Annotated in this window: 26 protein-coding genes, 1 tRNA gene, 1 pseudogene and 1 other annotated feature; of the genes and pseudogenes, 15 read left to right on the top strand and 13 right to left on the bottom strand. The window is 41.7% G+C overall.

The annotated features are described in order from the left end of the window. On the bottom strand, positions 1 to 206 hold a 206-nt coding region (locus tag ACFFAP_RS03260), incomplete at its 3' end, for a hypothetical protein (RefSeq protein WP_375509880.1). Between the two features lie 329 nt (positions 207 to 535). Between ACFFAP_RS03260 and ACFFAP_RS03265 the strand changes: the two genes are divergently transcribed. After that, positions 536 to 682, top strand: a complete 147-nt coding sequence (locus ACFFAP_RS03265; RefSeq protein WP_375509881.1) for a hypothetical protein — start codon at positions 536 to 538, stop codon at positions 680 to 682. A gap of 5 nt (positions 683 to 687) precedes the next feature. Here ACFFAP_RS03265 and ACFFAP_RS03270 read toward each other — a convergent pair whose 3' ends face one another. Beyond that, on the bottom strand, positions 688 to 1,746 hold the full coding sequence (locus ACFFAP_RS03270) for a glycosyltransferase (RefSeq protein WP_375509882.1): 1,059 nt from the start codon (positions 1,744 to 1,746) through the stop codon (positions 688 to 690). Between the two features lie 373 nt (positions 1,747 to 2,119). On the opposite strand from ACFFAP_RS03270, the gene ACFFAP_RS03275 reads away from it, so the two are divergent. Continuing rightward, the gene (locus ACFFAP_RS03275) at positions 2,120 to 6,421 is read left to right on the top strand and encodes a DUF4347 domain-containing protein (RefSeq protein ID WP_375509883.1); all 4,302 of its coding nucleotides are present in this window, start codon (positions 2,120 to 2,122) and stop codon (positions 6,419 to 6,421) included. A 248-nt stretch (positions 6,422 to 6,669) separates the two neighbouring features. On the opposite strand, the gene ACFFAP_RS03280 is transcribed toward ACFFAP_RS03275, so the two are convergent. Then, entirely contained in the window at positions 6,670 to 7,614 is a 945-nt protein-coding gene (locus ACFFAP_RS03280; RefSeq protein ID WP_375509884.1) for a glycosyltransferase family 2 protein, read from the bottom strand. Between the two features lie 154 nt (positions 7,615 to 7,768). Here ACFFAP_RS03280 and rplS point away from each other — a divergent pair, with 154 nt between their 5' ends. The 8 genes from rplS to rplL all read left to right on the top strand — a co-directional run bounded on the left by rplS (position 7,769) and on the right by rplL (position 12,257). Beyond that, entirely contained in the window at positions 7,769 to 8,131 is a 363-nt protein-coding gene (gene rplS / locus ACFFAP_RS03285; protein WP_229451053.1) for a 50S ribosomal protein L19, read from the top strand. Positions 8,132 to 8,280: 149 nt separating this feature from the next. Then, positions 8,281 to 8,353: transfer RNA gene (locus tag ACFFAP_RS03290), tRNA-Trp, on the top strand. Positions 8,354 to 8,656: 303 nt separating this feature from the next. After that, a complete protein-coding gene (secE, locus tag ACFFAP_RS03295) occupies positions 8,657 to 8,878 on the top strand; it encodes a preprotein translocase subunit SecE (protein WP_334746858.1) in 222 nt (73 codons plus the stop codon). Next, entirely contained in the window at positions 8,878 to 9,519 is a 642-nt protein-coding gene (gene nusG / locus ACFFAP_RS03300) for a transcription termination/antitermination protein NusG (protein WP_375509885.1), read from the top strand. The genes secE and nusG overlap by 1 nt, the downstream gene beginning before the upstream one ends. A 6-nt stretch (positions 9,520 to 9,525) precedes the next feature. Next, a complete protein-coding gene (rplK, locus tag ACFFAP_RS03305; protein WP_100898684.1) occupies positions 9,526 to 9,951 on the top strand; it encodes a 50S ribosomal protein L11 in 426 nt (141 codons plus the stop codon). A 116-nt stretch (positions 9,952 to 10,067) separates the two neighbouring features. Further along, the gene (gene rplA, locus ACFFAP_RS03310) at positions 10,068 to 10,781 is read left to right on the top strand and encodes a 50S ribosomal protein L1 (RefSeq protein WP_375509886.1); all 714 of its coding nucleotides are present in this window, start codon (positions 10,068 to 10,070) and stop codon (positions 10,779 to 10,781) included. Positions 10,782 to 10,870: 89 nt separating this feature from the next. Beyond that, positions 10,871 to 11,039: a sequence feature (ribosomal protein L10 leader region), on the top strand. A gap of 63 nt (positions 11,040 to 11,102) precedes the next feature. Next, a complete protein-coding gene (rplJ, locus tag ACFFAP_RS03315; protein ID WP_375509887.1) occupies positions 11,103 to 11,717 on the top strand; it encodes a 50S ribosomal protein L10 in 615 nt (204 codons plus the stop codon). Positions 11,718 to 11,867: 150 nt separating this feature from the next. After that, a complete protein-coding gene (gene rplL / locus ACFFAP_RS03320; protein ID WP_375509888.1) occupies positions 11,868 to 12,257 on the top strand; it encodes a 50S ribosomal protein L7/L12 in 390 nt (129 codons plus the stop codon). Between the two features lie 107 nt (positions 12,258 to 12,364). On the opposite strand, the gene ACFFAP_RS03325 is transcribed toward rplL, so the two are convergent. After that, the gene (locus ACFFAP_RS03325) at positions 12,365 to 12,520 is read right to left on the bottom strand and encodes a hypothetical protein (protein ID WP_375509889.1); all 156 of its coding nucleotides are present in this window, start codon (positions 12,518 to 12,520) and stop codon (positions 12,365 to 12,367) included. A 49-nt stretch (positions 12,521 to 12,569) separates the two neighbouring features. After that, entirely contained in the window at positions 12,570 to 12,746 is a 177-nt protein-coding gene (locus ACFFAP_RS03330) for a type II toxin-antitoxin system HicA family toxin (protein WP_375509890.1), read from the bottom strand. 498 nt (positions 12,747 to 13,244) lie between these two features. On the opposite strand from ACFFAP_RS03330, the gene ACFFAP_RS03335 reads away from it, so the two are divergent. Both ACFFAP_RS03335 and ACFFAP_RS03340 read left to right on the top strand, forming a co-directional pair. Continuing rightward, positions 13,245 to 14,057, top strand: coding sequence for an AAA family ATPase (locus ACFFAP_RS03335; protein WP_375509891.1), 813 nt, complete (start codon positions 13,245 to 13,247; stop codon positions 14,055 to 14,057). Between the two features lie 45 nt (positions 14,058 to 14,102). Then, the gene (locus ACFFAP_RS03340; RefSeq protein WP_375509892.1) at positions 14,103 to 14,345 is read left to right on the top strand and encodes a hypothetical protein; all 243 of its coding nucleotides are present in this window, start codon (positions 14,103 to 14,105) and stop codon (positions 14,343 to 14,345) included. A 138-nt stretch (positions 14,346 to 14,483) separates the two neighbouring features. Here the strand turns inward: ACFFAP_RS03340 and ACFFAP_RS03345 are convergent, their stop codons facing one another. Beyond that, positions 14,484 to 14,888, bottom strand: a complete 405-nt coding sequence (locus ACFFAP_RS03345; protein WP_375509893.1) for a hypothetical protein — start codon at positions 14,886 to 14,888, stop codon at positions 14,484 to 14,486. 555 nt (positions 14,889 to 15,443) lie between these two features. Here ACFFAP_RS03345 and ACFFAP_RS03350 point away from each other — a divergent pair. The 3 genes from ACFFAP_RS03350 (at position 15,444) to ACFFAP_RS03360 (ending at position 17,512) form a co-directional block, all read left to right on the top strand. Further along, complete coding sequence (locus tag ACFFAP_RS03350) at positions 15,444 to 15,956, top strand: TniQ family protein (protein WP_375509894.1); 513 nt, start codon at positions 15,444 to 15,446, stop codon at positions 15,954 to 15,956. Positions 15,957 to 16,439: 483 nt separating this feature from the next. Continuing rightward, positions 16,440 to 17,051 carry a type II toxin-antitoxin system antitoxin SocA domain-containing protein gene (locus tag ACFFAP_RS03355; RefSeq protein ID WP_375509895.1) on the top strand — a complete coding sequence of 204 codons (612 nt, stop codon included), beginning with the start codon at positions 16,440 to 16,442 and terminating at the stop codon, positions 17,049 to 17,051. Continuing rightward, positions 17,048 to 17,512, top strand: a complete 465-nt coding sequence (locus ACFFAP_RS03360) for a type II toxin-antitoxin system YhaV family toxin (protein WP_375509896.1) — start codon at positions 17,048 to 17,050, stop codon at positions 17,510 to 17,512. The genes ACFFAP_RS03355 and ACFFAP_RS03360 overlap by 4 nt, the downstream gene beginning before the upstream one ends. Positions 17,513 to 17,822: 310 nt before the next feature. Here the strand turns inward: ACFFAP_RS03360 and ACFFAP_RS03365 are convergent, their stop codons facing one another. The 7 genes and pseudogenes from ACFFAP_RS03365 to ACFFAP_RS03395 all read right to left on the bottom strand — a co-directional run. Continuing rightward, a complete protein-coding gene (locus ACFFAP_RS03365) occupies positions 17,823 to 18,527 on the bottom strand; it encodes a M48 family metallopeptidase (RefSeq protein ID WP_375509897.1) in 705 nt (234 codons plus the stop codon). A gap of 1 nt (position 18,528) precedes the next feature. Then, complete coding sequence (locus ACFFAP_RS03370) at positions 18,529 to 19,473, bottom strand: hypothetical protein (RefSeq protein WP_375509898.1); 945 nt, start codon at positions 19,471 to 19,473, stop codon at positions 18,529 to 18,531. A 66-nt stretch (positions 19,474 to 19,539) separates the two neighbouring features. Continuing rightward, on the bottom strand, positions 19,540 to 21,579 hold the full coding sequence (locus ACFFAP_RS03375) for a type I restriction endonuclease subunit R (protein ID WP_375509899.1): 2,040 nt from the start codon (positions 21,577 to 21,579) through the stop codon (positions 19,540 to 19,542). Positions 21,580 to 21,735: 156 nt separating this feature from the next. Further along, the gene (locus ACFFAP_RS03380) at positions 21,736 to 22,113 is read right to left on the bottom strand and encodes a GxxExxY protein (protein ID WP_375509900.1); all 378 of its coding nucleotides are present in this window, start codon (positions 22,111 to 22,113) and stop codon (positions 21,736 to 21,738) included. Positions 22,114 to 22,168: 55 nt separating this feature from the next. Then, positions 22,169 to 22,417 carry a type II toxin-antitoxin system Phd/YefM family antitoxin gene (locus ACFFAP_RS03385; protein ID WP_375509901.1) on the bottom strand — a complete coding sequence of 83 codons (249 nt, stop codon included), beginning with the start codon at positions 22,415 to 22,417 and terminating at the stop codon, positions 22,169 to 22,171. Between the two features lie 118 nt (positions 22,418 to 22,535). After that, complete coding sequence (locus ACFFAP_RS03390) at positions 22,536 to 22,703, bottom strand: restriction endonuclease subunit S (RefSeq protein ID WP_375509910.1); 168 nt, start codon at positions 22,701 to 22,703, stop codon at positions 22,536 to 22,538. Then, a pseudogene (locus tag ACFFAP_RS03395) lies at positions 22,633 to 23,297 on the bottom strand (hypothetical protein); the annotation flags it as partial. The pseudogene ACFFAP_RS03395 and the gene ACFFAP_RS03390, both read right to left, overlap by 71 nt.

Genomic DNA, 23,297 nt, shown 5'->3' on the forward strand with positions numbered 1-23,297 from the left:
TGTGAAAATTTAAACGTTTGCAACAAATACTCTTCCATGTATAAGAAAGGCTTAAGTTTTTCTTGCAAATGTATAATCCGTTGCAGCAAACGCTTAATACTTTGCAACAAATACTCTTCCATGTATAAGAAAGGCTTAAGTTTTTCTTGCAAATGTATAATCCGTTGCAGCAAACGCTTAATACTTTGCAACAAATACTCTTCCATGTATAAGAAAGGCTTAAATCATTGCAACAATTGTTGTAATGAACTTATGAATTGATTTGCTACTGGAAATCTCAAAATAATCTAAGTCCCGTTAACTAAACTTTTGTGAATGCGATGTCTACGATGGTCACTGACTTGTACTGAGCGACTTGTACTCTTGCTAGTCGAAGTAAGCCGAAACATCTAGTATCAGTTTCAGTCGGGGTTTAAATCTCCGTCTGAAATGTCTTTAATGCAAGAATTTTGAATTTTGAATTGTTAACGTATCCCTGTACACTGAGGATCTTACCAACCCCAATGTATCGCCAGGTGCTGGAATCATTCCACCAGTGCCAGCAAAGCAAGTGGATAAAGATGGGCCAATCAGAGTGGCTAGTTATTACACTGCTGTTCCTGAATCAACTAATGTTTTGGGTGTAGTAATGTTTGTCGCTTTAGGTGTAGCTTTAAAAGTAAAGCGATCGCTACCCTGTTAAAGCTCTCACTCTGTAATTAATTCACGATACACTACCAGTGTTTCCTGATGAACGCGGGCAACACTCAGCCTCTCTAAGTTGTGATTTGCCCGTTGTTTCCACTCATGCAGCATATCGGCATTACTCAGTAATTGTCCTAAAACTCCGGCCAAAGCATTACTATCTTTTGCTGGCACTAAAAGTCCTGCTTGCCCATTGTCCAAAGCTTCAGGAATCCCGTCTACTTGAGTGCCAACGATCGCAGTTCCAGCTTCCCTAGCTTCCGAAAGTACCAAGGGGCAAGGGTCACGATGGGAAGCCAGCACAAATATGTCACAAGATTTGAGATAGCGTTGAGGTGACGGCTGGAAGCCTTCAAAATGAATGCGTTCTTTTACAGAAGTTGCTTGTGCCTGTGCCTCAAATAGCTGTTTATCAGGGCCATTTCCGACCAAATAAAGATGCGCTTCGGGAAAATCTGAGGCGATTTGTTCAAAGGCAGCGATTAACTCAGCAATTCCCTTGCGTTGATACATCCCAGCTACAGTTGCGATCGCTGGACGTTGTAATGGTAAAGGTTGATAATCTTGTATTTGTCGCGTGCGGGGGCTGCCCAAAGTTCCATTACATACTACCCGCAACTTGCTTTCGGAAATACCGCGCTGTGCCATAGAATCTCGCACAGCTTTGCTAACAGCAATTACCCTGTCAGCTAAACCCATCAACAGACTAGAACGCTGAAATTCGTTGTGGACTGTGGAAACTAAAGCATATTTATGCCCTTTAAAAATGCGGGCTAGGATAACTCCCGTCATCATGTGGGCGTGAACAATATCCGGCTGAAATTCAGCTGCGATCGCCAAGTAACGCATAGATGCTTTAATAATACTTATCGGTTTCCTGGTTTGGTCTAGTTGGTAATGTTTGACACCAGATATATTTAGTAATTTCTCATATTCACCACCAGCCGAAATAACCGCTACCTCATGACCAGATTTAGCCTGTAAGCAAGCCAGATCCACAGCCACATTCACAATACCGTTACCTATTTCTTGAACGTGGTTCAAAATATGGATGATTCGCATAATTTTTAAGATATATCTAAAAAATAAAGATAAATAACTAAAAGGAGTCAGTAGTGCGAACTGACCAAGAGCGTTTATAACTAATTACTTAGCTTAAAGACTTATTCAATAACAGCTCAATAAATCTGGATAAAACTCCCAAATTATGAAGAGTTAATCAAATTAGATGTTTTTCAGCTTGACTTTAGCAATTTAGTAAAACTAAATACTTTTGTAGCTTTACAAAAACAACAACTTACGTAAGGATAAAAAAGAAGGAAATTAATAGTAAAAAATAGTTCTCTATTACTGTTATAGATTGTGTGAAAACTCGGTAATTACAAAGCTTCAGTCAGTTTGAGTTCACCTCATAACCTTAACTTTAAGTAAAAAAATGGCAACGCTACATACCTCGTACTTCCAGGTAAATTCCGTAATTACCACACATTACACACGCAGCCTGGTCTTTATCGACATGGCAGTGGAAGACTATCAGAGTTTAGTCAAAGGTGTTATCTCCAACAGTGAGGTGTTCGTAATCAATCCAACACAAAATGGTGTTGAGCAAATTACGGAAGTTTTGGCAACTCGTGCTGACCAGAATCTTAGCAGCATTCACATTGTTTGCCACGGTGTTCCTGGTAACTTACAACTGGGTAATACCCGTTTGGGACTCGATACCCTCGACGAATATAATCAGCAACTACAACAATGGCAAAAAATATTTAACGCCTCGTCAAAAACCGATGAATTATCGGTTAAATCTGCGACAAAATCTCCAGTTAGCTTACTCATCTACGGTTGTAACGTAGCTGAAGGTGATGCAGGGGCAGAATTTATTGCCAAACTGCACCAACTCACAGGGGCAAATATTGCTGCTTCGCGTCAGTTGACAGGCAATGCAGCATTAGGCGGCAATTGGGATCTGGAAGTTCGTACTGGTGATATGGAAGTGACTCTAGCGTTTGCAGAAACGACGCAGGAAGCTTACGCGGGAGTACTAGCAACCTTTACGGTAAATAATACCGGGGATGCAGATGATGGTGATCCAAATAATGGTATCACTACTTTAAGGGAGGCAATTAACTTAGCCAATGCTACTGCTGGAGATGATGCGATCGCCTTTGGGGGAGTGTTTACTGATGCCACCCCAGATGTTATCACCCTCACCTCTGGACAACTGACGATTACCGATGATGTCAGCATCTTGGGAACTGGGACATCTAATCTGACTGTGACTGGAAATAATGCCTCTACAGTATTCGAGATATCGGGACTAGCGACAGGTGTCACCATCGATGGGGTGGCGATCGCTAGCGGCGGTATTAAAGTTAATAGAAATTCCATTCTCAGCCTAGCGAACACCAGTGTGTCTGGTAATACAGCAGGAAGTGGCATCTCTAATAGCGGCATCCTCAGTCTTGCTAATACCAGCGTCTTTGGCAATACGCAAGGTGGTATCTCTAATGATGGTAGTCTCAGCCTAACGGGAAGCAGTGTTTATGGCAATACCAGGGGAAGCAACAGTAATAATGTAGATAATGCCGGAGGCGGCATTTTTAATGACGCTTCTAATGGTAAAATTGGTACTCTCAGCCTAATTAACAGCAGTGTCTCTGGCAATACGGCAAACTTCGGTGGTGGTATCTATAGTGGTGGTACTCTCAGGCTGACCAATAGCACTGTCTCTGGCAATACAGCGTTATATGATGGCGGTGGCATTTATAACGCAGGTGTAGGTTATGATGCCGGGTCAGCTATTCTAATTAACACCACCATCTCTGGCAATACAGCGTTAAATGATGGCGGTGGCATATACAATGGCTATGCCTACGTGGAAGACAACAGGCTGACCCTAATCAACAACACAATTAATAACAACACAGCTGACTCAGATGGTGATGGTACTGGCGATGGCGGCGGTGTTTTTAGTTACCGTGATTCTTCTTATCACGTCAAAGTTAATAACACCATCATTGCAGGCAACTTAGACAACTCCACCTCCGGTGATATAGACCCCGATGTGCGTGGTGGACTGATTGACTCCGGCAATAACCTGATTGGCAATAAGACTGGTAGCACTGCCTTTACCACCAGTACCCTCGTCGGCACAAGTGCTAGCCCCATTGACCCCAAACTCGGACTGCTGCAAAATAACGGTGGTGCAACCCTTACCCAGGCGTTACTTGCGGGTAGCCCCGCTATTGATGCTGGCAAGAATTCTCTAACACCTGCTCGTATCACCACTGACCAACGCGGTGCTGGATTTCGCCGGAAATTCAATGGTGTTGTTGATATTGGTGCTTATGAAGTCCAGTCCCCCACAACTAACCCACCTGTTGTTAATACTGACACAGTAGTGACTAATACCAACGATTCTGGGGCAGGGTCATTGCGGCAGGCTATCCTCAATGCCAATGCGACCGTTGGGGCGGATACGATTACTTTTGCGGGCGTATTTACCGATGCCACCCCGGATATCATCACCCTCACCTCTGGGAAATTAACGATTACCGATGATATTACGATTTTGGGGACTGGAGCATCTAACCTCACCATTAGCGGGAATAATCTCTCAGGTGTGTTCGAGATATCCGGCACAGGCACAGATGCCAGCATTGATGATTTGAAAATTGCTAATGCTAATGACCCCTTGGGCAGTATTTTGCTCAATACCAATACCAGCCTTAACCTGACAGGAAGTACTGTCTCTGACAATACGGGGTTAGTAGGCGGTATCTTTAACAAAGGCACTCTTAGCCTAACTAACACCACAGTCTCTGATAATAGTGGGTCATCATTAGGCGGAGGCATCTTTAACAAAGGCAACCTTAGCCTAACTAACAGCAGTGTCTCTAATAATCGTGCATTTGTCGTTTACGACACTGCCTACGGGGGCGGCATATTCAACACAGGCAACCTTAGTATAGCTGACAGCACCATCTCTAATAATAGCGCGTCCGCCAACGGCTCAGATCGCAGCCCTGACCCTTATCCATCCTATGGTGGTGGCATTTATAACTCAGGCAGCGTCGATATCACTCGCAGTACTATCTCTAATAATAGTGCGGCAGACGGCGGTGGCATCTCTAACTCAGGTACTTTTAGCCTGACTAACAGCACTGTCTCTGATAATAGTGTCCTTTATACTGGTGGCGGCATCCTTAACAGTGGCACTCTCACCCTCACCAATGACACCATTACCAATAACGTAGCAGAGGGCTTTAGCTATGGCGGTATTATTGGCAACGGTGGGGGTATTCTCAGTAATGGCGGCAGTGTTATCGTTGGCGATACCATTATTGCAGGTAATTTCTACACAGTTTATTCTGGTGATCCCCGCAATAGCGGTTATTCCCGCGACGTTTCTGGCAACTTTACTGACGCTGGAAATAATCTAATTGGCGACAACACAGGTAGCACAGGCTTTACTTCCAGCAGCCTCGTCGGCACCAGCGCCAACCCCATTGACCCCAAACTCAGCGCCCTGCAAAATAACGGTGGTACAACGTTGACTAATGCCTTAATTGGGAATAGTCCTGCCATTAACGCAGGCAATAATGCCCTGATTCCACCAGGTATTACCACTGACCAGCGCGGCGCTGGATTTGACAGAATATCTGAGGATACGGTTGATATTGGTGCATTAGAGTTTAATGGGCTAAATGGAACCAATGGCGCTGATAATCTAGTAGGCAAGAACTACGGTGACATAATTAACGCTCAAGCTGGGAACGATACCATCACAGGTAATCAAGGCAACGACATCCTAACTGGTGGCGGCGGCAAAGATAAATTTATTTACAACTTAGGTGACGGTGTTGATACCATTACCGATTTCGGTGGGTTAGGTAAAGGCTCAAATCCATCAGAAGCAGTTATTAGCGAATTGGATACCCTGAAATTCCAAGGTAGTGGATTGACAGCCCAAAATCTGCTACTCACCCAGAATGGTAACAATCTAGAAGTTAGTTTTGAAGGGGTGGCTGATGACAAAGTTATCTTGCAAAGCTTTCCCCTGGAAAACCTAGATAACCTATGGGCACTAGGCAATATCTTGTTTGATGGGCAAACCAGCATTAGTGACAGCTTTGATGTCTTCAATGCCAACTCCACCCAAACCAGCATATTCAACAAAAACACAGTCACCTTTCTTAATGACCTAAACAACAATGTCAATGGCTTTGACAACTCAGATGATGTTATTAATGGTGAAGGGGGTAATGACCGCATCGACGGCTTGAGTGGTAACGACCTATTACGGGGTGGTGAAGGTAACGATACCCTGCTTGGTGGTGTTGGTAATGACACTCTGGTTGGTGGTCGAGGTAATAATAGCCTAATCGGCGGTGCTGGTGATGACATTCTTGTTGTTGGTGGTGAAGCTTCCGAGACCTTGACTGGCGGTAGCGGTAATGACCAGTTCATCTACCAAATCAGGTATTCCTATACTACAATCACAGACTTTAATCAGAGCCAGGATAAGTTAGTCTTTACTGACCTGTTTAAGAGTCAGGGCTACAGTAGCAGCAATCCCATCGGTGATGGCCACCTAAAATTTGTGCAATCGGGTACTTCTACACTAGTTGAAGTCCTTATTTCTTATAGTCCTAGTTATTCTTCTTTTAACACCTTCGCAACTTTGGATAATTTCACCGCGACAAATCTGGTAGTTGGTAGTAACGTCATTGTCTAGCGCTCAGATTTAGCATAGTATGGCGAAAATGCAGATGCCAATACTAAATTGCATAAGTTCATAGCGAATTGACGAAAACAGACTCTGCGTCCTCACTAAAATCTGAGCAGTAAAAACTGCTGCTCAGATTTATCGGTTTATTTCAATTTAAACTCTTAATTCGTCACAAATTTACGAAATTATCTACTTATTAACTTTTGCAAATGCTAAGTTTTTAACAGGAAAAACTATCGTCAACATTTCAAAAGTTACGATTCAATCAACACAAGTTTGCGAACCTGAGAATTGTTTCCTTGAGAGCGACGTGATGAGGCAGCTGTTAGCAAAAACTTCCAAGACTGAGGAGAAATTATAGACGGATCTATCATTGAAAGAAAACTCTTGAGATTTTTTTGCTTTAGTGCTACTAAAATCCAATGGAGTTTCAGGTAATTTTTTATATCTTGAAAATGAGGAATTTTTGAGCGATGTTGCTCATCCACCAAGGCGTAAATTTTTTCCTTCATCAAAATATTTGTAGCTAACCGTCGAGACAAAGAAAACTTTTGATTATATGCACCTGGCCAGACAGTGCGGTAAGCAAGACACTGATTAAGGAAAATAGCATCGCCAAACTGGGCAATCCGAATCCAGGAATCGATATCATCACAGTTAGCATCGAGTGTGGAGTCCCAACCACCAGTTTTTAGAAAAGCATCACGTCGAGAAGCTACTTGTACAGGCGTGCCAAAGGGTACAAGCTCTAAGAGCATACCGTAGTGAATATCGGCTTGTGGGATATAAAAAGCTAAACCAGGGCCAACCTGGGGAGTGCGACTGAGTTCAACTTCATTACCATCCACCTGAGCCGCCACACAAGAGCAGATTACAGCATCGGGACGAAGTGCGATCGCCTTAGCCATCTCTTCTATGCAGTTAGGCGCTAAATAGTCGTCATCATCTAAAAACTTAATCCAGTCGCCGCTAGCTTTGGCAACTCCAGCATTTACGGTTGCTGCATGGCCTTGATTCACTTCGTTACGATGATAAACAATCTTGTCCCCTAAGCTTTTAATATAGGTTTGGGTATCGTCAGAAGAACAGTCATCGGCAACAACCACCTCGCACTCCATTGTTTGGTTACGAGCCGAATCAATTGCTCTTTGCAGCAAGTTCACGCGATTATAGGTACTAATAACGACGCTAAATTTCATAAATTTCACCCTTGTGTTATGGCATTCTGCAATATAGCCTTGAACTTTAGGCTGTTGTATCAGTAAAATTATCAATCCCAACAAGTAGACTGAAATAGGATTATCGATTTATCATTAATGATCGTGAGATTTTTTTAAGCAGACACCAAAGACTATGAGCGCTCAAGAGATTATCCGCTCCATTGAAGCGGAACAGCTAAAATCAAATGTGCCTGACATTTATGTGGGCGACACCGTAAAAGTCGGAGTAAAAATCAAGGAAGGCGATAAATATCGCGTACAACCCTACGAGGGAGTAGTGATTGCCAAGCGCAACGGTGGCATCAACGAGACTATTACAGTCCGTAAGGTTTTTCAAGGTGTGGGCGTTGAGCGGGTGTTTCTGTTGCATTCTCCCCGGATTGACAGCATCAAAGTATTACGTCGTGGTAAGGTACGCCGTGCTAAACTGTATTATCTCCGCGATCGCGTAGGTAAGGCAACCCGGATCAAGCAACGGTTTGACCGCCCTTTGTGATTCGTCCTTTATCAATAGTATGAGAGAAATCTTAAGCGGCATCTGCCGCTGACTTGTTTTCAAGGGCGAAATTGAGGTATGATAAAAATCGCGTGTTGCGTTAAACTAAAATTTAGTTCAGCGCAATAACTGAATCAAAAACAGCTTGTGCGCTCTTAGTTCAGTTGGTAGAACGCAGGTCTCCAAAACCTGATGTCGGGGGTTCAAGTCCTCCAGGGCGCGCTCAAGAGCAAAAAACAAATCCCGAAATAATTACGCAGCTGCTATATTAGCAGTTAGCGATAATAATTTCGGGTTATTGTATTTGTAGTTGTTTTGCTTTCAGTAAGTGAAATAGAGTCGAAACTGCAAACTTGGATGAACAAATTTTAGATTTTAAATTTAAAATTTAAATTTTGGATTGACAAAAAATCAAATGGACAAGCCAAAATCTTAAATTGAGTGCCTTTGCCTTAAAGCATGGGGTAAATCTAAAATCCAAAATCCAAAATCCAAAATTGAGTGAGAAACGGGGGATTAAGGGTCGTGGCCAAAAAAAGTGAAGCAGAATTGCCAGAAACCACAAATGGGTTTAGCTTTAACAACTTCATACAGGGAACCAAAGAAGAACTTGAAAAAGTAGTTTGGCCCAGTCGGAAACAGATAGTGAGCGAATCCGCCGCTGTGTTGTTAATGGTTGCACTCTCCGCATCTTTGATATACTTAGTCGATGGATTGTTTCGTTGGGCAGCAACACAGGTGTTCTGATGACTTTTGCAACAGACGAACCTCGCAACTCCACCTTGCAGTCAGAGGAAACAGCAGAAACAGCAGAAGCAGCGTCAAAAGAAGCACGCTGGTATGCAGTGCAAGTAGCCTCAGGCTGTGAAAAGCGTGTAAAGACGAACTTAGAGCAGCGCATTCAAACTTTTGATGTAGCCGACAAAATTGTTCAGGTAGAAATTCCGCAAACGCCGGCGGTGAAAATCCGCAAAGATGGCAGTCGCCAGCATACAGAAGAAAAAGTTTTCCCTGGCTATGTGCTGGTGCGGATGATGATGGATGATGATACCTGGCAGGTGGTACGAAACACCTCCCATGTAATTAATTTTGTCGGTGCAGAACAAAAACGTGGTAGCAGTAAGGGTCGCGGTCATGTGAACCCCATACCACTGAGTTCTTCAGAAGTCGAACGCATATTCAAACAAACCAGCGAACAAGAGCCGGTTCTCAAAATTGACATGGCTACTGGTGATAAGATAATGGTGCTTTCTGGGCCATTTAAAGATTTTGAAGGCGAGGTGATTGAAGTCTCTCCAGAACGGAGTAAACTTAAAGCCTTGCTCTCAATTTTTGGCAGGGATACACCAGTAGAACTGGAATTTAATCAGGTAGAGAAACAGAGTTAAATACAAATGGCGAAGAAAGTAGTGGCGGTCATTAAACTGGCCCTGAATGCTGGAAAAGCCAACCCAGCACCGCCAGTGGGGCCCGCCTTGGGTCAACATGGCGTTAACATTATGATGTTCTGCAAAGAGTACAACGCCAAAACAGCAGACCAAGCTGGAATGGTGATACCTGTAGAAATATCGGTTTTTGAAGACCGGAGTTTTACATTTGTCCTCAAAACGCCACCAGCATCAGTGCTGATTCGGAAGGCGGCGAAAGTTGAAAAAGGCTCGAATGAACCCAACAAAAAGAAGGTTGGGTCAATTAGCAAAGCACAATTGCAAGAAATAGCCCAAACGAAACTCCCCGACCTTAATGCCAACGACATAGACGCGGCAATGAAGATTGTAGCAGGAACGGCTAAAAATATGGGTGTAACAATCACGGATTAGTCATTGGTCATTAGTCATTGGTGAATAACAAATGACAAAGGACAAAAGACAAAAGACAAGTAAGCAAAAATTATCGGGGGAGAGGCGAGGCTTCGGAATAACCCCAGGAGAACAAAATGCCAAAAATATCGCGTCGTTTGCAAGGACTGCAAGCAAAAGTAGAAGATAAGGATTATCATCCTTTAGAGGCTTTAGCCCTTCTCAAAGACACAGCAACAGCTAAATTTACCGAAGCTGCGGAAGCCCATATCCGACTGGGAATTGACCCTAAGTATACAGACCAACAGTTGCGGACAACGGTAGCATTGCCCAAAGGTACAGGACAAATCGTCCGGGTGGCGGTGATTGCCAGAGGCGAAAAAGTGAACGAAGCAAGCAATGCTGGTGCTGATATAGTAGGTTCAGAAGAACTGATTGACGAAATCCAGAAAGGTAGAATGGATTTTGACAAGCTGATTGCCACACCCGATGTGATGCCACAGGTGGCAAAGCTGGGTAAATTGCTTGGGCCGCGTGGTTTGATGCCATCACCCAAAGGCGGAACCGTAACATTTGATTTAGGAAGTGCGATCGCAGAATTCAAAGCTGGTAAATTAGAATTCCGAGCTGACCGAACTGGTATTGTTCATGTTATGTTTGGTAAGGCAAGCTTCTCGCCTGAAGATTTGTTAGTCAACCTGAAGGCATTACAAGAGACCATTGACCGTAACCGTCCTTCAGGGGCTAAAGGTCGTTATTGGCGCACATTTTATGTGTCAGCCACAATGGGGCCATCGATTAAAATTGATGTCACCGCCCTACGAGATTTGAAACTGAGCGAAGCAGCGTAAAAGGGACTGGGGACTAGGGATTAGGGACTGGGGATAATACCTAATCTTGATTATCTAATACCTAGTACCCAATACCCAATCACCAGTACCTAATTAAATAGGCAAAGCCGGAGACAGCAGGTGCTAATAGCTTAAATATCCTGCCGAGGTTAAAACTCTAATAGTCAGAATTACCACCCTTAAAGGTGTAAGAATTATGGCGTCAAGAGTCTTAATACTCAACCCCGGCTAAGTTAGCTGGGGTTTGTTGTTTGGGTTCAGATTTAAAAGAAACGTACAAGTAGGGCACTTCACCGATTATTTTAAGGAGGTGAGATTGGAATGGGTAGAACACTAGAAAATAAAAAAGAGATAGTAGCTGACCTCAAAGAAACTTTGAGTCAGTCAACTCTGGCACTGGTAATAGAGTATCAGGGACTAACTGTTGCTGAAATTAGCGATTTACGGCGGCGGCTGCGTCCCAGTGGTACTGTTTGTAAGGTGACGAAGAACACCCTAATGGGCATTGCCATTAAAGATGATGAAAAATGGCAGCCTATGTCGGAATTGCTCAACGGTTCTTCCGCCTTTTTGCTGGTAAAAGAAGATTTTTCATCGGCAATTAAGGCATATCAAGAATTCCAAAAAGTCAGCAAGAAGACAGAACTTCGTGGTGGTGTACTGGAAGGTCGCCTACTCAAAGAACCTGATGTCAAGGTACTGGGAGACTTGCCATCTAAGGAACAACTCATCGCCCAAATTGCTGGGGCTATCAACGCCTTGGCTACCAAGATTGCTGTGGGTATCAACGAAGTTCCTGGTTCACTGGCTCGTGCTTTGCAGGCTGTGTCTGAACAAGAGCAAAGTGGTGGTAGCACCGAAACTGCTGCTGTCCAAGATAGCAGTGCCGAAACAGAAACTGTTGCTGATAGCAGCACCGAAACTGCTGCTGAATAGACTTCGTAGTTCATCAGTCAAGATGAGGCAGTGCGGTCTTCTCCCAAAGGGAGAGGCTAGCGCCAAGGGGTCTCCCCAAGTGGAGCAACTGCCGTTCAAAAGCTAATGACTAATGACTAATAAATAATCAAAATTACAGGAGTTATATCAATGTCTGCTGCAACCGATCAAATTTTAGAACAACTAAAAACCCTTTCTTTGTTGGAAGCTTCTGAGTTAGTCAAGCAAATTGAAGAAGCTTTTGGCGTGAGTGCTGCTGCACCCGTTGGCGTAGCGTTCACAGGTACTGGTACTGGTCCTGCTCCTGCTGATGAAGTTGTTGAGCAAACCGAGTTTGAAGTGATTCTCGAATCAGTCCCAGCTGATAAGAAGATTGCCGTGTTGAAGATTGTCCGGGAATTGACAGGTTTGGGTCTGAAAGAAGCGAAAGACTTGGTAGAAGCTGCGCCCAAGGCAGTTAAAGAAGGTATTGCTAAGGATGCTGCTGAAGATGCTAAGAAGCGCATCGAAGAAGCTGGCGGTAAGGTGACTGTTAAGTAGTCATAATTCTATAGCAAGGGACTGGGAACTGGGGACTGGGTGAAAAGTCTTTTTGTGTCTAAGTTTTATCATCTGTTGATGTCCTAATCACCAAGGCTTTTGCTATATTACAAGTTTTTGATTAAGGAGCCTAAGTCAGGCTCCTTTTTTTGGGATTTTTCTTCAACGTCAACTGCATAGCATTCCCTCAATCCTCGCCAAATCTTCGCACTCTCCGCATCTAGCACCGCGATCGCAGCTACTATATTTCTATACCTGTTCATAAGCAGCAATGAAATCATCGCGTGATATACCCGATTGAGTGCAGATACTTCAAAGGGTAGAACCTTTGATCAATTTATGAATTGGCAAAGTTAAAGGAGTAGTTGTGCCATCAGGATTTTGTCTAATCATAGAAATATGCTCTTTTTCTCTGACTATTGAAAATCCAAAACCCTCAAGCGCTTTAATTACTTTTGATTTAGGAGCATCAACAGGAAACCTTGCCATTATATGCTTGCCTGTGCGACAAAAGCTTCGAGTATTGAGGATTCAGATTCTAGTACCGATTCTCTAAAAGTTTCGATATGAAACAAAATGACTGAACACACATCATTTAGAGCTTTTTCGTAAGTGTCTCACCAACTACAATCCCTTGAATACCTAAAGGATAAGCAATCATTGAAGCAGTCAATTAAGCAGCAGAAAATGACAATGACAAATAATTTGTCCCTCTAAATATTTTGACAAATATTTTGTCGCCACAGACGAATAATTTGACGCTCTACAACAAATGTCCATTAAATTATTATTGTCCATTTTAAAGAATTTTTGTCATTTTGCGTTGAAGAGTAGTAATCGCCAAAATCCTTATTGATTAAGGCTTCTAGTGATTTTCTTTTTAAATAACTCAATCACAAATTTTTAAATTAAATGATGTCATAAATAACATAAAATTTTAAAGTAAATGATGACATATTTTTAAGAGTGTTTATGCCCAGGAAGCCTATGAGCAAAGGATTTCCAGCTTTGGAAATAGAGGAGGTATCAACAATGGAGGAAGAACAGACAAAGCACCTCCTTGTTAACGAAGATTCAGTAGATTACTTAAAAAAGGTGGACTTAATAGATGCTATTTGTCAAGCACCTGACAAGGCGGCTCGTAGGGATGCGATCGTAGATGCAGCGAAAGCTCTGGGTAAAAGCACTCGAACTATTAAGCGCATGATACAGAAAGTTGAACAGATAGGAGTTGCAACTCTGGCTGTTGGGCGCAAGGATAAGGGACAATATCTTATTCCAAAGATCGGTAAAGCTAACACTTACCTTCCCCTAAACCGCGATACGGAATTGTTTGACTGGCTTGATGATCAGCGTGATGCAAAACTCTGTGGTTACATTACCTCTGCTACGGGTTCTGGCTTATTAAAAGCTTGTCAACTGTACAGGACGCAATATGTGAAACGGCGAGGAACTCTGTTAGAAATTCCTGCGACTGTTATCTATGCAGAAATTGACCAGCATGGTGGGCCAACAGATTTATATTGCTCCATTATGGAAGAAATAGGTCATCCCCTTGCTCATGTTGGAATACTGCGAGATTTGCGAGCGCGTGTATGGGGAACTCTTAAAGGATATGGTGTTAAAATACTCATCATTGGGAATGCCGACTATTTAACATTGGAAGCTTTTAATGAGCTAATTGATGTTTTTACAAAAATGCGAATCCCGGTTATCTTAGTTGGAACTTACTATCTAAGCGATAATATTCTTGAACGCAAAAGTCTCCCATACGTGCGTGTTCATGACTCATTTTTATAGTCATACGAGTTTCCTAATTTAACTAAAGAACAAATAATTGAGGTTGTGGACGACTGGGAAGAAAAATTTCTGCTAGAAAACCGTCGATTAAATCTTACTCAAATTGATAGTGCAATTTCTTATTTGGAACATAAATCCAAAGGTCTGATTGAGCCTTTGTATGATTTACTTCGCAAAATTGCAATACTGAAAATTGATGAACCGAATTTTAAACTGAATCAACACGATTTGACCCAACGTTTCGGTAGACGTAAAGAACCAAAAGTTAAATTTGATAAGAAAAGCTAAAATGTGTTCTTTGCTTAAATATCAAGATAATCGGGAATAAAATGGGTTAGCGTGGATACATTATAAGGTATTTAAAACCCTTACTAAACCGTATTGGGAAAATCTGTATTAATGTTGCAGGATTATGCACTTAATTTGTTAATCGATACTTTTGCTGACAACAAAACTTAGCGTTTGCTCAATTGATTTCAGCGCTGATTGGATATCTGTACTTATAGCATCTGCCTCAGCTTTAATTACAGCAACACCTTTACTCACTTCTGTCAGAGTTTTTTTCATGGTTCTAATTCTGCCCAAAGCTGTGCGAATTTGCTGAATTTGTTGTTCAACAGCAGCCACATCCATTTCTGATTCAAAGGTACGCAATTTATTTAACCTTTGCTGGATTACCAAAAAGCGGATAGCAATAATTAAAAATGGATGAGTTGTGGCAATCCAATAACCTGACTCAGAAACTCCCTCTGCCCAGTCGCCGATTTCCTGCGCTAATCCGTCACGAGAATAACTTAAAAAAATTGCCGAATTAGCAGAACGCCGTACCATTGCTTCTTGTAAATGTTGAGTAATTGCTTGGCGACCAAAAGGGCTACTGGCGGTATTTGGCGGAGAATATCACGCATAGAGGCTTTCCCATATCTTAAAAGCTATAAGCATTCTTCAAGTTACTGCAAGCATTAAATTAGTGTTTTTCAATATTCTTACTTTAGCAGACAAACATTGTCACACATTAAAAAACATTGATAAACCTTTTTGAGTTTTTAAAGAAGGTTGCAGCGATATGATGATCTGGCGGTAAATATTTCTAAAGTTGATGAGCCAAAGCAATCGCGGACAAACTTCGATATAATCTTTCCCCAAAAATATATACGAGGCTTTGGTGAGATAGGCGAGACAAGATTCCTAAAATTGCTGATCGAACTCTTTCATAGTATTATTCGGTTAACCGAACAATTAGATTCGGTTAACCGAATAACACTCTCAGCATCCAGGATTTCAACCAGCTTGCTGCCAAGATAACTGACTGGATTGCTATGGCAGTTGTTAAACAGTTTTATTTCCCTTGTCTATGGCAAGCCGTTTAGGTATTGAAATGTAGTTATGAAGCCAGAAGCTGTTCAACATCCGCCTTGGTATGTAGAACCCAATGAAGGGGAGAGTATTAGTCACTATTTTGGACGATTTAGGCGACACGAAGCAGTTTGCGTCTCGTCTCCTGGAACTTTAAGTAAAGCCGCAGGAATTGGCCCAGTATTAGCACGGTGGGAGAAATTTCGGTTTAATCCATTTCCCAGTCAAAAAGAATTAGAAGCAATTGCTAAATTAATTGGTTTAGATGTAGACCGAATTGCTCAAATGCTCCCGCCCAAGGGTGAAAAAATGAAAATGGAGCCAATACGCTTGTGTGCTGCGTGTTATGCAGAGCAACCATATCATCGATTGGAGTGGCAGTTTCAATCAACGGTGGGGTGCGATGCTCATAAGCTACGTTTGTTATCAGAGTGCCCCTTTTGCAAAGAGCGTTTTGCTATTCCTGCTTTGTGGGAAAAGGGAGAATGCAAAAAATGTCATGCGCTTTTTAAAAGTATGAAAAAGAGACAGAAAGCCTACTAAGCAATACTTCCAGGCAAATTTTTTTGCTTTACTTAGGTGTTCCAGAGATTGTTATTATCTACACTTTCTCAAAAAATGTGTAGGCGTAGCCCATCGTAGACATCGCTACCAGTTACGTTTGCAAACCAGATGTAGAAACTGCGAAATATCTTTTTCAAGTCTCGTAGCTTCACTGATGGGGTTTTGCAAAAGGCGATCACATGGTTTGGCGACTGGGCGATCGCTTTTGTTTTGTTAAATCTCTTTATTAAAGTTTTTCAATGTATTTATATTAAGTATAACGATTTCAAGTTAATAGTTGTTCTAAAGGAGGTTCATGATAGTATTTTTGTACTAAAATAGTACTAATGATGTTTTTTCGTACTTTATTTATTTCTTAGGTGATGTAAGGGTATGAAAGTGATTCTGTATTCAGTAAAGTAGTGGATCAAGTTATTTATCTGTCATGGTAAGCAGTGGAAGCAGTGGTTCGGGGTTAATGCTATGGTTACTTGCTCTTTAGTTGCGAAATATTTTATCTGGCGGGCTAATAATTTTCATATTCAAGATGTCGATTTGACACCCATGAAGCTGCAAAAAATACTGTTTCATGCTCAAGCCTTGTATCTTGCGCTTTATGGAAGTTCATTATTTGAAGAAGATTTTGAAGCTTGGCAAAGGGGGCCTGTTGCTAGAAATGTATATTTTGAGTATAAAGAGTTTGGATCTAAGAAGATTGATCGTCCTACAGCAGAGCCTGTTTTGCCCCCTGAAACTGAGATTTATTTAAGTCGGATAGCAGATATTTTCTTGCCAAGAAATCCTTACGTGCTTAGTGCTATAACTCATAAACCTGGAACTCCTTGGAAAATCATTAGAGGAGATTTACCAGATAATGCTCCCTGCGATAAAGTTATACCCAAAAAGCTAATTAAAAATTATTACCAAGAATTACTTAATGATACTAAGGAAAATCAAGGAGAAGAGGCACTTATAAGTCAATTTTTGGACTTTTTAGCTGAAGATACAGAAAAGAACTTTGATGATATGATTCCCTATACGGAAGATATGCTACAAAAAGATAAGTATCTTTTGAAGGGAGTAGTTGATTTGTGAAACCAATATCTGTAAATGGATGGAAAATATATTTCCATCCATTATTTGGCCAACAATATCAACAGTTACGAAGTATAGTAACTAAGCTAAGGGAAAATTTATCTGATGATGAATATGTTATTCATACAGATGTAAAGTTATTTGCAGCTATTGTAAAGATAATATATGAAGTGATACCGTCTGATCCTTTTGCTCACTATTTAGTCTTAACAGGAAATTTAAAAAAGTATAGTAGAGTTAAAAAAAAAGGCTTACCCGATAGATATAGGTTATTTTTTAAGATATTTAAAGATAAAAAATCTATAGTTATTCTTTGGTTGGGACATCCCCGTAAAGAAGGCGATAAAAACGATTGCTACACTAAATTTTCTAAGATGGTCGCTCGTAATCATTTTCCTGATAATTTTGAGAATTTAATTGCTGAAGTAACCGAATTCCAAGAAACAAGTCTGGAAAATTGAGATTTAGTAAAATATGAAAATACAAATAAGTACAAGCAGCACATAGCTTTTTGAAGCTTTCATACAGCCAGTGATTCATCGTGAATATTTACTCAACTTGATTTAGAAACTTGACAAGATTTCCAAATTTGTCTTCCAATCCTCATCATGTGCAAGTTTAGGGCTGTATAACCAATAATATTGTATCTGAGATTATTTCGCTCAATTTGGTTGGTCTTGCTTGCGTTTATCAGGACTATCGTGAATTGAACCGTCACAGAAAACTGCGATCGCCTGCTTCTAGTAAACAAAATCTGGCTGAAAGTCTAACTCAATAACTTCCAAGGGGGGAACGGTTCAATTTATCCTTGTAAAATTTCCAATTAGGCAGAAATTTATTCATCAAAGCCACAAACCGATGGCCATGATGACGTTCCAACAAATGTACCATTTCATGAACTACAACATATTCTAGACAGTGCTTGTCTTTTTTCACTAGTTCCAGGTTGAGCCAGATGCGTTTGGCTTGAATATTGCAAGTACCCCATTTAGTTTTCATCAGTTTTATCCCCCAGTCCTCAACCTGAACTCCTATGTTCTTTTGCCATTTGGCGATTAATGGGGGAATCTCCTGTTTTAACTGCTGTCGATACCAGGATATCATCACTTGTTGGCGTTGCGCTTCATTACTTCCTTCTCTTACATAAAGGTCAATATATGTATTATTCCTAACTTCTACTTTGGGATTGCCCTGATAATAAATGACGTTTAGTAAATAGCGTTTACCTTGAAAATAATGGCTTTCACCAGAGACAAATTCTCTTGGTGACTGGCGTTCTTGTGTTTCAAAATTAGCTTGATGTCTTTTAATCCAGGCTAGTTTGGAGATGGCGAATAAACGCACAGCTTCGTCATCTATGTGTAAAGGTGTGGCAATACGTACTCGACCATCAGGGGGGTACACTGCCAAGTGTAGGTTTTTAATATTTTTTCTGGCAACGTCTATGACGAGTTCCCCGATAGTTATTTGGTGCATTTTAATACTCGCTTTGGCTTTTGACTATTTCAAAAATGCGATCGCAATCTTCCGAAGAATCTAAATATTGCTTAATAGCATTTTTTACTTCGCGCTCTTTTATTGTCTTTCCACGCCACCCATCCTTTTTGGTTTTGCGAATCGCGTCATCTATCGCTAGGGATAATTCTTCATCTTGATTAAGGTTGTCATATAAAGCCCTTTTAGCAGCAGAGTTCAATGATTGAGGATACTGTGAGGAGCTACTCGGTTGACCAACTTGTTTACTTAACTCAACAATTTTCTGCAAATAGGCTTTATAGTCTTGGCTGGCTGCTTTCCGTGCTTGGATTAACTCATCCAGCAGTGTGGACATTTTATCAAAATATTTCGGGTTGGTTGGTTGTTGATCGATAATGACTTTGCGTAAGTTGTTTTCGATGGTTTCTGCTACAGCTTTTTGGTTTTGTTTGATGCCTTTGGGTAATGCGTCAACTGCATTTGCACCGCGTTCGACAATTAACTGAATTAGTGTCATATCGTCGAAGGCTGAAATAATTTCGCTATCTTCTGCTCCGATGTAGGTATCAATTAAGTGACGCATGGCGGGTTCGTAGGCTTTTAAGTCAATGTAATCGCCACTGGCTAACTTTACCTCTGCGCGTACTTGTTCGTAATGCGTAACTTCTTGTTTAATAACTTTAGTTTCTGCTGTGCTGTATCCCGCTTCTGCCATGTCGTTGGATAGATTGGCATAGGCTCGAACTAAAGCTGAAGTGTACTTATAAAGAGCAATGCGCTGTTGTTGATTTTCTTTAATGATGTCTGGGTTTTCAGTATCGGCACCGCAAAAATAGCGAATATAGGCATAGGTGTCTTGGGGTTGCTCTACAGGTTCGCACAAGGCTTTGATGCTTTCTCTGGTATTTTCTAGGCGTTCTCTGCCTTTTGCGATTCTGTCACTCAATAATCCATCGATGTCGTCTGGTTCGTAGTCTTCAAATGCTTCGCTGGTATAATCGTTAATTGATTTTTATAGGCTTTTAAATAGGTCTTTATAGTCGATGATGTAGCCATATTCTTTATCTTCAGTATCCAAGCGGTTGACACGACAAATGGCTTGAAATAGTCCGTGATCGTGCATGGTTTTGTCGATGTAGAGATAAGTAGCAGAAGGTGCATCGAATCCTGTCAGCAACTTATCGACTACAATCAGCAGCTTCATTTGGGCTGGTGATTCGACAAATTTCTCTTTAACTTCGTCTTCAAATACTTCTGGCGCTTTGCCGTTGAGCATTTTTTGATAAATTTCGTACTGGCGTAATTTTTCTGTCAGTTCCTCTTCTCCCGTACTTTCGCCTTTGATGTCTTTCGGGGAAGGTTTGTAGGATGTGACAATGGCACATTTGGTAAAACCAGCATCTTGGAATAGCTCGTAATATTTACAAGCTTGGTAAATGCTACCAGAGACGAGTATGGCGTTACCATGACCACTTTGCAAGCGGTCTTTAGTTTCAAAATCTAGCAGAATATCGCTGACAATTATTTCCAGTCGAGATTTTGAACTGAGAACTTTTTGCAGATTTACCCAGCGTTTCTTGAGTTGGGTTTTGGCGTGTTCTGTTAAGCCTCTGGTTTTGGCTTCAAACCACTGGTCAATTTTGGTTTGTGAGGTGATGTTTTGATCAACATTGCGAGCTTCGTAGCGCAAATCAAGGACGACTTTATCAATTACGGCTGTTTTGAATGTGTAAGTGTGAATGTAATCACCAAAAACGTTGATGCTGTTTTGCTTGTCTTTTTTGAGTAGGGGTGTGCCAGTAAAGCCTATGAATACAGCATTGGGTAGGATTTCTTTCATCGCGTCGTGCAGGGTGCCTGTTTGGGTGCGGTGGCATTCATCCACAAATACATAAATATCGCCTTTCGCGCTGAAGTCGCTGGGCAGGCTACGCTTCAGTTCTTCAATGTAGCTGTTATAGTCTGCGTCGTCTGCTTTGTCTTTCTTGCCAAATTTGTGGATTAGGGAGCAGAGTAACCAGGGAATGGTGCTGTTGAGTTTGTTAATCAGGTCTTGCCCGCTTGTAGTGCGGTAAATGGCTTCGTTGACTCCCTTAAAAACATTCTCAATTTGCTTGTCTAGTTCATCGCGATCAGTAATTATCAGGACACGAGCATCAGTGATGTTTTCCCGAATCCATTTAGTTAGCCAAACCATTGTCAGGCTTTTACCACTGCCTTGAGTGTGCCAAATAATACCTACTTCCCGACGACGAAGGTAAGATTGGGCAGCATTAACCCCAAAATACTGATTATGGCGGCAGACTTTTTTAATACCCCGGTCAAAAACAATAAAGTCGTGAATTAACTCTAAAAAGCGTTCTTTGGTGCAGAGTTGCAGCAGGTGTTTATCTAAAAGGTCGGCGATGTCACTGTTAGTATCTTCTTTCCAGGTGAGGAAGTATTTTTCTGGGATTTCTATGGTGGCGTAGCGGAGTCCTTCGGTGTCGTTACCTGCCATGACAAACTGCATGGTGGTGAAGAAGGACTTAATAAATATGGATTTTTGGTTATCGAGGTTTTGGCGAATGCCTTCAGATACGGAAATGGTGCTGCGTTTAAGTTCGAGTACACCGATCGCAATACCATTAATATAAAGTACGATGTCTGGGCGTTTGTCGTTTTTACCTTTAATGGTGACTTCTTCGGCGATCGCAAAGTCATTTTCTAGAGGTTGTTCCCAGTTGATCAGCCAAACGGTTTGGGTGTTTTCGCCAACTTCTTCTTTGACTTTGACCCCATAGCGCAGGAGGCTATAAACTTCTTTGTTGATGTCATAAAGGCTTTTGCTTTGGTCGCCTGCGACTTTGTTGAGTTCATACAAGGCTTTGGTGATCAGGCTGTTGCTGTAGCCTTGTTTGTCGCGTAGGAAGGTGCTGAGGATTTCCGTTTCGATGTTGCTGTTGTTAGGTCGGTCGTGCCAATCACCCAGATAGCGATAGTTTAATTGTTGCAAGAAAAGTTGCACAATGCGATTTTGGGTTATGCGTTCGCGTTGTCCGACCTGGCTCATCACATTTCCTCCATTGTCTGAATCACAGATTGATACGGATTACTAGATTACACGGATGATTAAAATGACGTAGATAGTGAAGTAGATAGGTTATTGATGAGATTCTTTGCTGTGTAAGTTTTTCGGTGTCATCCTTTAATCAGTCTAATCCGTGTTCTACATGACAAGCCTTTTGAATGTTAGGCTTTTGCTACCAAAGTTTATCAGTAATCCAACTTCTAATCTATAGGCTTTTAAATAGTTGAGGGCTTGGGCTAGGTGGACATCTTCGAGTTGAATGACGGCTTTTAATTCTACGAGTATTTTGTTTTCAACTACAAAGTCGGCTCTGCGTGTACCGATAGGTTCGGGTAGGTTTTTATAGTAAATATGCTGTTCTATTTCGCGGGCAAATTCTAGTCTTGCTTGACGCATCTCGTAGGCTAAGGCGCGTTGGTAGATGACTTCTTGGAAGCCGTTACCTAAGAATTTATGGACTTCAAAGGAAGCTCCGATAATTTTTTGGCTGATGTCGGCGTATTTTAGGTTACTCATTGTCAGAATCACAGATTTTCACGGATTACAAGATGGCACAGATTCTCACTCCGTGTCATCCTTTAATCTGTCTAATCCGTGATTCAGACGTTTGAGGGATTACTGGAGCAATCACGTCTCCCAATATTTCGCCGCTACCTTTCATTGCTCCAAATGCTGGGCGCTGGGGTTGAGGACTGGCAGGATAGATAATTACTAAGGGTTCCCCCTCATGGGTGACGGTTAAGGGTGTTTTGGTGCGTTGTATTTCTGCAAATATTTGTTGGAGCGTTTCGGGTAATTCGCTGGTAGTAATGTGTTCCATAATATGGTTCAGCCCTTGTGCTTCGGGATTCGTCTTTGGTAGGTGCGGCGTTTGCTGCTAATGGGGGAGCTTTCTGACTTCTATCTTAGAGACTGGCGGTTGAAAACCTTGGCATTGATTAAGAACTGCTAATTAGTCTCGTCTTCCCCGTTAATAATTCTTGCATCATGCCCTGTTTGATAGCTTTGTATTTATCGCGTTTTTGTTCTAAGGCTTCAATTTCTGCATCCATGTCGCTGAGGATTTGAGCGATCGCTTTTTGTTCGGAGAGAGGGGGAAGGGGAATAGAATAGGTGCTTTATAACATTCCAGTCTGTGCGGGGCATATGCGTCCCATACGCCATGCTTGCGGACTCGATAAAACCATCTGTCTGGATAAGCTGATAAATATATTCAGGCAGAGCAACATCAAACCTAGCTACAAGTGGCCAAATCTCAGTGGAAGCAACACCATCTCTATCCGCAAGCCAATATTTTCGTAGATATGCCCGCAATTTCCCAAATAGGATGTCGTCTTTGCAAAAAATAGCTTTGATTGATGAGCTACTTGTCGTTTCGGTATAACCGATTAACTGTCCGCCACCTTGTTTTATATGTTCAAGTTCGATGCAAAAAGGCTGTGTCCCTTCCTTTCGTGGATCAATTTTTTGCTTACGGACAACTACCAGATCCCCGAACTCTTTCACCTCGCACTCGCCATTAAAACCGAACAGGCGTTTTTCACCCGTAAGGAGTTGCTGCATCGTGCCTTGCTTGGTGTTGCGCTTTTTGGTGATGATGCGATCGCACTCTGTAATCAGAGCATCGACATCACTGAGGGATTGTGCGATCGCTTTTTGTTCTGCAAGAAAGGGAAAGGGAATTTTTAGTTGCTTGAAAT

It is taken from the genome of uncultured Nostoc sp. (assembly GCF_964245575.1).
Lineage (GTDB): Bacteria > Cyanobacteriota > Cyanobacteriia > Cyanobacteriales > Nostocaceae > Nostoc.